This window comes from Flavobacterium sp., assembly GCF_044361015.1.
Classification (GTDB): domain Bacteria; phylum Bacteroidota; class Bacteroidia; order Flavobacteriales; family Flavobacteriaceae; genus Flavobacterium.
Window position 1 is genome coordinate 19,359 of record NZ_JBIKJL010000032.1, and the last position, 10,358, is coordinate 29,716.

The following is a 10,358-nucleotide window of genomic DNA, read 5'->3' on the forward strand; positions in this document are numbered from 1 at the left end:
AATGCCCCGACATTTCGGGGCACACTAGTTTATTCTAATTCAATGTCAAATTGTGTTAACGCTCTGAATTGTATTAAGCGATCATACACTTCTTCGCGTTCTAAGTCAACCATTCGGTCGGTTCCAAATTTCTCAACACAGAACGACGCTAAATTTGAACCATAAATGATGGCATTTTTCATATTGTTGAACGAGATGTTTTCGCTTTGCGCAATATACCCTGAAAAACCGCCTGCAAAAGTATCACCGGCTCCGGTTGGATCAAACACTTCTTCTAAGGGTAAGGCTGGTGCAAAGAAAATTTCTTTTCCTTCAAATAATAAGGCTCCGTGTTCTCCTTTTTTTATCACCACATATTTTGGTCCCATAGTATGGATTTTAGCTGCTGCTTTTACCAACGAATATTCACCGGATAACTGACGTGCTTCCTCATCGTTAATGGTGATTACATCCACGCGTTTCATTACTTCATGCAATTCAGCTAACGCACAGTCCATCCAGAAATTCATTGTATCCAATAAAACCAATTTAGGCTTAGAAGTCATCTGGTCTAACACACTGATTTGAACCATTGGGTGCAAGTTACCTAACATTACTACTGCGGCATCCTTATACTCAGTAGGAACTTTAGGTTGGAAATCCGCTAATACATTTAGTTGAGTTTCTAGGGTGTCTCTTGAATTCAAATCATTATGATAGCGACCGCTCCAAAAAAAAGTTTTCCCGCCTTTTACGATTTCAATTCCGGAAATATCGATGTCTCTATTGGATAATAAATCCAAATATTCTTGCGGAAAATCTTCTCCAACAACGGAAACAATCGCCGATTTTACATTAAAAAAAGAAGCCGACAAGCCAATAAAAGTAGCTGCTCCACCTAAAATTTTTTCTGTTTTTCCGAAAGGCGTTTCAATCGCATCAAAAGCAACGGTTCCTACAATGAGTAGTTTATTCATGAGTTATGGTTTGAAATAAGGTGCAAAGATACGGTTTTTGTTTAAAAGTTTAAAAGGGAAGAAGTTTAAAAGTTTGTGAAAATTAGATTTGAATTAAAAAAAATTCCGCAAATTAGGGAGATGTTTGCGGAGCTTTTTACAAGAACTTTTTGTGGGGCCGGTTATCTAAATTTAAAAATTTAGTCACATTTACTAGAAATAAAAAAATGTAACAATTAGAATGTCTTTTAAAAAAACATTATTGTTTTATAATTTTGAATTCTCTAGATAAATTCTCCATTTTTACTTTAATGATATAAATTGATTTAGGTAGGTCATTCAAGTCTATTGAAACAGAATTGTCCCCGCTGCCGCTCCAACAATGTCATTAAGTTAAGCAATTACTTGTCATCCTAGGAACGAAGAATCTCATTATTTGCTAATGATAGCTGAGATTCCTCCTGCGTCGGTATGACAAAATGATGGGGATTTTCTCTTAAATCAGCTGTCCGAAAACAGATTTACTAGAAAAATAATTACTTTTACTCATCGTTATTTGAATTTTGCAACTCTAAATTACGATAACTTTTAAGAAGCCATTAATTTGGCTTCTTTTATTTACTTTTATCGGACAACAATGATTAGATTACTATATTTGTCATCATTGGAACTAAAACGTAAACCCATTTCTATTTAATTATGAAAAAAATCATTTTTCTCGCAGTAGTACTATCAATTAATTTGTTACATGCCCAAGGAACGACCCAATTACAAATTACCGAAAGTGCCGAATTTAAAGATGAGATTTCTGTGTCTAGTGGAGTTTTAGCTATACATACCACTTCGAAAGGCAAAACAGGCCTGATTAGAGCCAACAAAAACAACTTTCTCTTAGATGTTTTTGACAATCAATTGAATAAAATCTTCTCAAAAATAATTGAGAGCGATAAAAAAGAAAGTTTTGACGGTTATGTAAGCTATGGAGATGAAATTAAATACATTACTGTTTTATCTCCAAACAAACGCGAGCGAATTGTTTACTGTAACACCTTTAATATCGAAAAGCAAACCTATACTCAAAAGGAACTTTTTAAAGCCGATGTAGAAAAAGGAGGATTGTTTACCGGCAGAAACAAACGCGGTACCAATGTAGCTATTTCGCCCAACGGAAAGTTTATTGCGATTGCAACCGATAACATCAAAAAGAATCTTAACTCTTATAAAGTGCATGTTTTTGACTCGGAAACACTAAAGTTAATGTTTGAAAAATCGTATCAGGAAGATGCGGATAATTATTTTGAACCCAATGATTTGTTTGTAGATGATGTGGCTACAGTTTATCCGTTAGGGAAGTTATTTATTAGTGGAAAATCACAATCTAAAGGAGGAGTTGCCAATTATGAATTTGTGTTAAATAAGCTTTCCAAAGACGATTCTCAAAGTCTTAAAATTAGTTTAGACGACGACTTGCACATTTCGTCATTGGCGATGAATTATTATGAAAATAAATTGAATTTAGTGGGCTTTTATTCTAACGAAAGAGCCGGAAACATAAAAGGCGGTTGTAATTTTGAAATAAACACTTTGGCTTTTTCAGTACACTCAAAAAAAAATAAGGTTTTACCAAAAGATGTTTACGATGATTTATATGGAGATGCTAAAGCAGAAAGACATGATAAAAAGAAAAAAGAACTTAACTCCTTTTATGTGGATTACATTGTTAGAGACAGCCAAGGAAATACCTTTTTACTGGCTGAAGAATTCTATACTACCCAAACATATATTTCCACAGGAATGAATGGTGGAGGCTATTGGACTACTACTTTCCATTATGATGATATTTTGATTTTAAAATTTGATAAAACCGGAGCAATCAATTGGGGGCGAAGTATTTTCAAAAGAGCTACTTCTCCTTCTTACAATGCCTTTTTAAAAGATGATCAACTGCATGTTTTATTAAATTCGGGTAAAAATTTGACTGAGAAAAGCGACGGTCGCACCAAAGTTTCGAAAGGTTTTTTTGAATCTACGGCACTTTATGATTTTACCTATTCAGTTGATGGAGAAGTTGCTTATAATAAAATTCAAGATAATAAAGGTAACAACTATTATATGCCTTTTTACGGTACATTTAATGCTGATGTATTTATTATGGTAAGTGATGGTGTTCGGAAAAAACAGTTCATGATTTTGCAGTAAATAAACTTTACTAGTTTATATTGAGGTATTTTTTAGATCTTCAATCATTGAAAAAAGTAAAAATTATAAAGTTTTAGAAAGTTTTGGGGTTAAGAGCGGTGGATTTTAAAAAAAATGACACTTTTGAGAAAAATAGCAACCTTTTTTAACGAAATTATTCGAAATGTGATTATAGGTGTTTCCACTTATATTGTTACGCTTTTAATAATGCTTCCTTGGTATACTTTTGGTTTTTATTTTGTTCTAGTTTTTACTACGATTGTATGATGGAAACTGGTCAACGTAATTAATACATTTTTTTAAATTTGAAATAGGTAACAATATAATAATTAATTAGTCTAACAATCAAAATTTAAATCACAACCATGATTTTAACAACAACCAATTCCATTGAAGAGTACAAAATTGCAGAATACAGAGGCATTGTTACCGGTACAGCCGTAAATATGCAAAAGATGAAAATGACTTTTAACTTGCAAAAATATTATGCCGGTATAGGTGAAAGCGTTTCCGAAGTAAAAGAGCAAGCGTTTGAACAACTTAAAGCAAACGCAGAAAAATTAAATGCAAATGCTGTTGTTGGGATAACTATTGATACTGAGTTAACCACAAGTAATTATGTTATAGTTACCGTAACCGGAACTGCTGTAAGTGTTATAAAGAGGTAATTTTAGTAACTATTTTTAGAGAATCTCAAATATGATTTTCTTTTTCAAAACAACTTCCCCTCCTCCTTTTCATAAAACGCATCCACCGATAAATTCGGTAAATTAGAAGCATAAACAGCCAATTCATCGCACCGTTCATTTTGAGGATGATTGTTATGCCCTTTTATCCACTGAAAATCAACTTTATGCTTGCGGTAGATTTTTAAAAACCGCATCCATAAATCAGGATTTTTCTTTCCGGAAAAACCTTTCTTTTCCCATTGAAAAACCCATCTTTTATCCACGGCATCTACCACATATTTAGAATCAGAAGTAACTAAAACCGATGTATTGGGGTTTTTTAGTTTTTCTAAACCTACAATCACGGCCAACAATTCCATTCTATTGTTGGTGGTATATCTAAAACCTTCGTAGAATTCTTTTTTATAGGGTGAGCCTACTAATTCAATGACCACACCATAGCCACCTGGCCCTGGATTTCCTTTAGCTGCTCCGTCGGTATAGATGTGGACTTCGTGAATCATTTTGAGTGATGGGTTATTGGTGATGGATAAATAGGTTTATAAAAGTTGGTTAATTACTTCCGGAAAAAAAAGTTGTTCGAGTTCGTGCACTTTATTAGCAATTTCATCGGGTGTTTTACAATCTGAAATTGAAGTTGATTTTTGAAAGATTATTCCTCCTTCATCGAATTGTTCATTTACATAATGAATGGTGATTCCAGTTTCATTTTCTTTATTGTCTAAAACAGCCTGATGAACATATTTCCCATACATTCCTTTTCCACCATACTTAGGCAACAAAGCGGGGTGAATGTTTATAATTTTATTTGGAAATTCTATAATAATATGCTCCGGAAATTTGAGTAAAAAGCCCGCCAAAACAATTAAATCAGGGTTTAACTCTTTTAAATTTTTAAGCACAAAATCGCCGTAAAGCTCGTCTTTATTGAATACAATTGTTTGAACATCAAGATTTTTTGCTTTCTCAATCACTTTGGCATTAGCATTGTTTGAGAAAACAGCGACTATCGATTTTTTGCTGTTATTTTTGAAATAACGAATGATGTTTTCCGCATTGGAGCCCGCTCCAGAGGCGAAAATCACAATGTTCTGCATATTTTCTGGTAAATTTATTAGACAAAAAAACAAATTAAATATGAGATTTTATATCCATTGAGCCACTATTGTGAAATAAATTTTTTAAATTCGTGGTCACATTTATTAACTAAAATGTTGTTTTAAAATAAAGTTTTTTATTTTTGCCAACAATTAAACTAAAATTTAAAGATTATGTCAGACATTGCATCAAGAGTAAAAGCGATTATCGTAGACAAATTAGGTGTTGACGAGAATGAAGTTGTAACAGAAGCAAGCTTCACAAACGATTTAGGAGCTGATTCATTAGACACTGTTGAGCTAATTATGGAATTCGAAAAAGAATTTGATATTCAAATTCCGGACGACCAAGCTGAAAACATTGCTACTGTAGGTCAAGCAATTTCTTACATCGAAGAAGCTAAAAAATAATAACTACAAACATCCCGTTCTGTCTTTTCAGAACGGGTGTTATTATTTTTACTAAAAATTAATTTACTGATTGACTTTCAATCAAACATATATACAAAAAATCACCCCTGTTTTTTACTATTCAATAAAAATCAGGGTTTTTTTGTTTATATTCGTACCAATAAATTTTTAATAAAATGGAGTTAAAACGAGTAGTTGTTACTGGTTTAGGTGCATTAACACCCATAGGGAATAATATTCAGGAATATTGGAACGCCCTAGTTAATGGCTTAAGTGGTGCTGCACCAATCACCTATTATGATACTGAAAAACACAAAACAAAGTTTGCTTGTGAAATAAAAAATTTCAACATTGAAGATTTTATTGATCGCAAAGAAGCCAGAAGAATGGATAAATTTGCTCAATATGCCATTGTAGCTAGTGATGAAGCTATCAAAGATGCCGGATTAACTGCTGACAATGTTGATAAATACCGCGTTGGGGTTATTTGGGGAGCAGGAATTGGTGGATTAGAAACCTTTCAAGAAGAAGTTTTATATTATGCTAAAGGTGATGGAACTCCAAAATTCAATCCCTTTTTTATTCCAAAAATGATTGCTGATATTGCACCGGCTCATATTTCCATGCGGAATGGCTACATGGGTCCAAATTATACAACTGTTTCGGCCTGTGCTTCTTCGGCAAACGCAATGATAGATGCTTTTAATTATATCCGTTTAGGTTTATGTGATGTCATTATTTCAGGCGGTTCAGAAGCTGCTGTAACTATTGCCGGAATGGGTGGGTTTAATTCCATGCACGCTTTGTCAACCAGAAATGAAAGCCCGGAAACTGCCTCCAGGCCTTTTGATGTTACCCGTGATGGTTTTGTTTTGGGTGAAGGTGCCGGAGCTATAGTTTTAGAAGAATATGGACACGCAAAAGCCAGAGGAGCAAAAATATATTGTGAAGTTGGTGGTGGTGGAATGTCTTCTGACGCCTATCATTTAACGGCTCCTCATCCGGAAGGAATTGGCGTAATTGCGGTAATGAATAATTGCTTGCGAGATGCAAATATGAAACCTCAAGAAGTAGAGCACATCAACACACACGGAACCTCAACTCCATTAGGCGATGTGGCTGAATTAAAAGCAATCAGTGCTGTTTTTGGCGAGCATGCTAAAACCATCAATATCAATTCAACCAAATCAATGACTGGTCATTTATTAGGGGCTGCCGGTGGAATTGAAGCAATTGCTTCTATTTTGGCTATTGAGCATGGTATTATTCCGCCAACGATTAACCATGTACACATAGATGAAAACATTAATCCGGAACTGAATTTAACATTAAATAAAGCACAAAAAAGAGACATAAAGGTTGCCATGAGCAATACTTTTGGTTTTGGCGGACACAATGCCTGCGTTTTATTTAAAAAATTGGAAGAGTAAACTTAAATGAGTCTTTTTAAAAAAATATTTACCAAATCCCGTCCTCTTGAAGGCGGGATTTTTTTTGATGCAATTCATAAAATTCTTGGATTTAAACCGAATGAAATCGAATATTACAGAAAAGCTTTTACGCACCGCTCCTCCAACAAATTAGATTTAAAAGGGAATCCCATCAATTATGAAAGGTTAGAGTTTTTAGGCGATGCAATGCTTAGTGCGGTTATTGCAGGGCACTTGTTTAATGTTGTCCCTTCCGGAGATGAAGGTTACTTAACCAAAATGCGTTCAAAAATTGTGAGTAGAGAGCACTTAAATGAATTAGGAAAAGACTTAAACTTAATTCAATTAGTGGACAGCAAAGTGCCTTTTCAACATTTTGGCGATAACATCCACGGAAATATTTTTGAAGCCTTAGTCGGTGCTATATTCTTGGACAGAGGTTATGTTTATTGTGAAAAATTTATCCATAAAAGGGTTATTTTACCCTATGTCGATATTGCTAAATTAGAAGGAAAAGTAATTAGTTATAAAAGTTTGGTAATTGAATGGTGTCAAAAAGAAAAAAAGCCATTTAATTATGACGTTTTTGATGATAATGGAAATGATGGCCAACGCTTTTTTGGCGTTAAATTGAGCATTGATAATAAAGTAATTGCGAAGGCAAGAGCAACCTCTAAAAAGAAAGCAGAAGAAATTGCTTCCAAACGTGCTTATTTTGCGTTTCAAGAAAAAATGGATACTAAATTTTAGGAATCTCCTAAAACTATATCGTTTTCGTTAATAAATTATCGTTAAGTTCCGAATTTGAAATTCGAATCTATTCCAAAAATACTATATTTACATCTTGTTTTAATGAGAAATGGCTATTCACAAATTATTCATCGATGACTTCGAAGAGGTTGATTACCAGCTTATCGCTATTCATACAACCTTAGATGATTTTCGAATTGCATACTATATCAACCAAAAATTACCTATTCTATTAAGCAAATGTAAAAAAGACATCTTGATTGAAACAGATAAACAAAAAACCGCATTTACTCATTTTAATTTTGAAGATAAAAAGAAATCAGTTTTTTGGACATTAATTGAAAACAAAAAAGAAATCAGTCTTCTTCAAAAAAACAATACTGTTAACCTATTCAATGCACAGCAGGAATTTACGAACACCTATTACTTATTACCTGAATTAAAAAAAGTAGATTATTTTCTCAAAATTGAAGGGGATGAAAACCAAATAAATACCTCATCAATTACAAATAAACTAAAAACCATTGACCAAGTCACCACTGTTTATCCTGTGAAAAAAAGTCAACTAAAATCTAAAAACAATTTAATTTTTTAAATAATTATGCCAACCAACAAAAAAACTAAAATTGTTGCCACCCTAGGGCCAGCATGTAGTTCAAAAGAAATCATTAAAAACATGATTGATGCCGGAGTAAATGTATTCCGAATCAATTTTTCTCATGCAGACTATGCCGATGTGAAAGAACGAATTGATATTATTCGTGGTTTAAATGAAGAATTTGGATACACCACTGCTATTTTAGCCGACCTTCAAGGTCCTAAATTAAGAGTAGGTGTTATGAAAGAAGACGTTGTAGTCAGCAAAGGCGACATTATCACCTTTCAAACAGCGGAAGACATTCCAGGAACTGCCGAACGGGTTTACATGAATTACAAAGAATTTCCAAGAGACGTTAAACCAGGTGAAAAAATACTTTTAGACGATGGAAAGCTGATGTTTGAAGCTTTGGAAACAAACGGAACAACGGAAGTGGTTTGTCGTGTTATTCAAGGCGGACCGTTGAAATCTAAAAAAGGGGTTAACCTTCCAAATACAAAAGTTTCTTTACCGGCTTTAACTAAAAAAGACGTGAAAGATGCTTTATTTGCCATTGAAAATGAAGTAGATTGGATTGCATTATCTTTCGTAAGAACACCAAAAGATTTGGAAGAATTGCAAGATTTGATTGCTAAACATTCTTCCTATAAAATTCCAATCATAGCAAAAATTGAAAAACCGGAAGCCGTTGAAAATATCGATAAAATTGTTGCTTTTTGTGATGGTTTAATGGTTGCCCGTGGTGACCTTGGTGTAGAAGTGCCGGCAGAAGAGGTTCCGTTAATTCAAAAAAAATTGATTCATCGTGCAAAAACAGCTAGAATTCCTGTTATTGTAGCTACTCAAATGATGGAAACTATGATTACGAGTTTAACGCCCACCAGAGCTGAAGTAAATGACGTTGCCAACTCTGTTATGGATGGTGCCGATGCCGTTATGCTTTCAGGCGAAACTTCTGTTGGAAATTATCCGGTAGAAGTAATAGAAACCATGACCAAAATTATCAAATCAGTCGAAGATAGTCCGCTTATTCAGGTTCCGCATAACCCGCCTCATGTTCGCACCAAACGATTCATTACAAAATCAATTTGTTTTCATGCTGCTGTCATGGCAAATGAAATTAAAGCGAAAGCAATTTCGACCTTAACAAATAGTGGTTACACTGCCTTTCAAATTTCTGCTTGGCGACCAACAGCTCATATTTTAGTGTTCACATCAAACAAAAGGATCCTAACGCAATTGAATTTATTATGGGGAGTTCGCTCGTTTTATTATGACAAATTTGCCAGCACTGATGATACCGTGGAAGATGTAAATATGATTGCCAAAGCGAAAGGATTCGTTGACAAAGGTGACATGGTTATTAATTTAGCCGCTATGCCAATTGCGGATAAAGGAATGGTGAATACCTTACGCGTATCTGATATTCCATAATTTTATTTATATTTGAAAGACAAAAAATTAAAAATATGACATCAAACAATCCATTTTTTAAAAGCAAATCATTCAATAAACCTCAAACAGTAGAGGTTGATGAACAAGGAAATCGTTCGGTTCTAATTGATTACAATCAAACCATGACTGTTTCAGGAACTATTAATAAAAGTTTAATAATGCTTTTATTATTGGTTGCCTCGGCTACCTTAACTTGGACTATGACCGCTAGTGGTTATAATCCCTTGCCATTCTTAATTGGCGGTGCTGTTGTTGGACTAATTTTAGTTCTTGTAGCATCCTTTAAACCGCATCTTTCCGGCTATTTAGCTCCGGGTTATGCTTTATTTGAAGGATTGTTTATTGGAGCTTTATCTGCTCTTTTCGAATCTATGTATCCGGGAATCGTAATTCAGGCTGTAGGAGCAACTTTTACAACCTTTTTAGTGTGTTTCATGTTATATAAATACAAAGTAGTTACCGTCACCGAGAAATTCAAATCTATTGTGATTGGTGCAACCATTACCATTGCTATTTACTATCTTATTACGTGGTTATTAAGCATGTTTACAAGCTTCCAACCGGTACATTATGGAAATTCCTTAATGAGTATAGGAATTAGTGTCTTAGTTATCGTAGTGGCTGCCTTAAATTTATTTCTTGATTTTGATCAAATTGAAAAAGGAGCTGAAAAACAATTACCTAAATACATGGAATGGTTTGGAGCTATGGGATTGATGATTACCTTGGTTTGGTTGTATGTAGAGTTCTTGCGATTGCTTTCTAAGATTTCGAGTAGGGATTAACACCTTATT

11 protein-coding genes and 1 pseudogene are annotated in these 10,358 nt (G+C 34.0%); 8 read left to right on the forward strand and 4 right to left on the reverse strand.

Going from position 1 to position 10,358, the window contains the following annotated elements; all coding sequences use genetic code 11:
- Positions 1 to 29: 29 nt before the first annotated feature.
- Together ACIQ2Z_RS08840 and ACIQ2Z_RS08845 are read right to left on the reverse strand one after the other, a co-directional pair.
- A complete protein-coding gene (locus ACIQ2Z_RS08840; RefSeq protein ID WP_396183781.1) occupies positions 30 to 956 on the reverse strand; it encodes a PfkB family carbohydrate kinase in 927 nt (308 codons plus the stop codon).
- 238 nt (positions 957 to 1,194) lie between these two features.
- Positions 1,195 to 1,296, reverse strand: a pseudogene (locus tag ACIQ2Z_RS08845) (T9SS type A sorting domain-containing protein); the annotation flags it as partial.
- A gap of 338 nt (positions 1,297 to 1,634) precedes the next feature.
- Here ACIQ2Z_RS08845 and ACIQ2Z_RS08850 point away from each other — a divergent pair.
- Both ACIQ2Z_RS08850 and ACIQ2Z_RS08855 read left to right on the forward strand, forming a co-directional pair.
- Positions 1,635 to 3,134: a hypothetical protein gene (locus ACIQ2Z_RS08850; protein ID WP_396183782.1), complete on the forward strand. Its 1,500-nt coding sequence runs from the start codon at positions 1,635 to 1,637 to the stop codon at positions 3,132 to 3,134.
- A gap of 365 nt (positions 3,135 to 3,499) precedes the next feature.
- Complete coding sequence (locus tag ACIQ2Z_RS08855; RefSeq protein WP_396183783.1) at positions 3,500 to 3,802, forward strand: heavy metal-binding domain-containing protein; 303 nt, start codon at positions 3,500 to 3,502, stop codon at positions 3,800 to 3,802.
- Between the two features lie 44 nt (positions 3,803 to 3,846).
- Here the strand turns inward: ACIQ2Z_RS08855 and rnhA are convergent, their stop codons facing one another.
- Together rnhA and ACIQ2Z_RS08865 are read right to left on the reverse strand one after the other, a co-directional pair.
- Positions 3,847 to 4,326: a ribonuclease HI gene (gene rnhA / locus ACIQ2Z_RS08860; RefSeq protein WP_396183784.1), complete on the reverse strand. Its 480-nt coding sequence runs from the start codon at positions 4,324 to 4,326 to the stop codon at positions 3,847 to 3,849.
- A 36-nt stretch (positions 4,327 to 4,362) separates the two neighbouring features.
- On the reverse strand, positions 4,363 to 4,920 hold the full coding sequence (locus ACIQ2Z_RS08865) for a phosphoribosylglycinamide formyltransferase (RefSeq protein ID WP_396183785.1): 558 nt from the start codon (positions 4,918 to 4,920) through the stop codon (positions 4,363 to 4,365).
- Between the two features lie 174 nt (positions 4,921 to 5,094).
- Here ACIQ2Z_RS08865 and ACIQ2Z_RS08870 point away from each other — a divergent pair, with 174 nt between their 5' ends.
- From ACIQ2Z_RS08870 to ACIQ2Z_RS08895, 6 genes are all read left to right on the forward strand, one after another.
- Positions 5,095 to 5,331, forward strand: a complete 237-nt coding sequence (locus ACIQ2Z_RS08870; RefSeq protein ID WP_007137004.1) for an acyl carrier protein — start codon at positions 5,095 to 5,097, stop codon at positions 5,329 to 5,331.
- 176 nt (positions 5,332 to 5,507) lie between these two features.
- On the forward strand, positions 5,508 to 6,761 hold the full coding sequence (fabF, locus tag ACIQ2Z_RS08875) for a beta-ketoacyl-ACP synthase II (RefSeq protein ID WP_396183786.1): 1,254 nt from the start codon (positions 5,508 to 5,510) through the stop codon (positions 6,759 to 6,761).
- Positions 6,762 to 6,767: 6 nt separating this feature from the next.
- Positions 6,768 to 7,511 (forward strand): ribonuclease III family protein, encoded by a 744-nt coding sequence (locus ACIQ2Z_RS08880; RefSeq protein ID WP_396183787.1) that lies wholly within the window; start codon positions 6,768 to 6,770, stop codon positions 7,509 to 7,511.
- Between the two features lie 109 nt (positions 7,512 to 7,620).
- Positions 7,621 to 8,106, forward strand: coding sequence for an IPExxxVDY family protein (locus tag ACIQ2Z_RS08885; protein ID WP_396183788.1), 486 nt, complete (start codon positions 7,621 to 7,623; stop codon positions 8,104 to 8,106).
- 6 nt (positions 8,107 to 8,112) lie between these two features.
- A complete protein-coding gene (pyk, locus tag ACIQ2Z_RS08890) occupies positions 8,113 to 9,543 on the forward strand; it encodes a pyruvate kinase (RefSeq protein WP_396183789.1) in 1,431 nt (476 codons plus the stop codon).
- Between the two features lie 35 nt (positions 9,544 to 9,578).
- On the forward strand, positions 9,579 to 10,349 hold the full coding sequence (locus ACIQ2Z_RS08895) for a Bax inhibitor-1/YccA family protein (protein ID WP_396183790.1): 771 nt from the start codon (positions 9,579 to 9,581) through the stop codon (positions 10,347 to 10,349).
- Positions 10,350 to 10,358 lie beyond the last annotated feature (9 nt).

What these genes read in the sequence shown, in the direction of transcription:
- ACIQ2Z_RS08870 (WP_007137004.1), top strand. Translation starts at nt 5,095, where the DNA reads ATGTCAGACATTGCATCAAGAGTAAAAGCGATTATCGTAGACAAATTA.
- ACIQ2Z_RS08855 (WP_396183783.1), top strand. Translation starts at nt 3,500, where the DNA reads ATGATTTTAACAACAACCAATTCCATTGAAGAGTACAAAATTGCAGAA.
- fabF (WP_396183786.1), top strand. Translation starts at nt 5,508, where the DNA reads ATGGAGTTAAAACGAGTAGTTGTTACTGGTTTAGGTGCATTAACACCC.
- ACIQ2Z_RS08885 (WP_396183788.1), top strand. Translation starts at nt 7,621, where the DNA reads ATGGCTATTCACAAATTATTCATCGATGACTTCGAAGAGGTTGATTAC.
- rnhA (WP_396183784.1), bottom strand. Translation starts at nt 4,326, where the DNA reads ATGATTCACGAAGTCCACATCTATACCGACGGAGCAGCTAAAGGAAAT.
- ACIQ2Z_RS08840 (WP_396183781.1), bottom strand. Translation starts at nt 956, where the DNA reads ATGAATAAACTACTCATTGTAGGAACCGTTGCTTTTGATGCGATTGAA.
- ACIQ2Z_RS08880 (WP_396183787.1), top strand. Translation starts at nt 6,768, where the DNA reads ATGAGTCTTTTTAAAAAAATATTTACCAAATCCCGTCCTCTTGAAGGC.
- ACIQ2Z_RS08865 (WP_396183785.1), bottom strand. Translation starts at nt 4,920, where the DNA reads ATGCAGAACATTGTGATTTTCGCCTCTGGAGCGGGCTCCAATGCGGAA.
- ACIQ2Z_RS08850 (WP_396183782.1), top strand. Translation starts at nt 1,635, where the DNA reads ATGAAAAAAATCATTTTTCTCGCAGTAGTACTATCAATTAATTTGTTA.
- pyk (WP_396183789.1), top strand. Translation starts at nt 8,113, where the DNA reads ATGCCAACCAACAAAAAAACTAAAATTGTTGCCACCCTAGGGCCAGCA.
- ACIQ2Z_RS08895 (WP_396183790.1), top strand. Translation starts at nt 9,579, where the DNA reads ATGACATCAAACAATCCATTTTTTAAAAGCAAATCATTCAATAAACCT.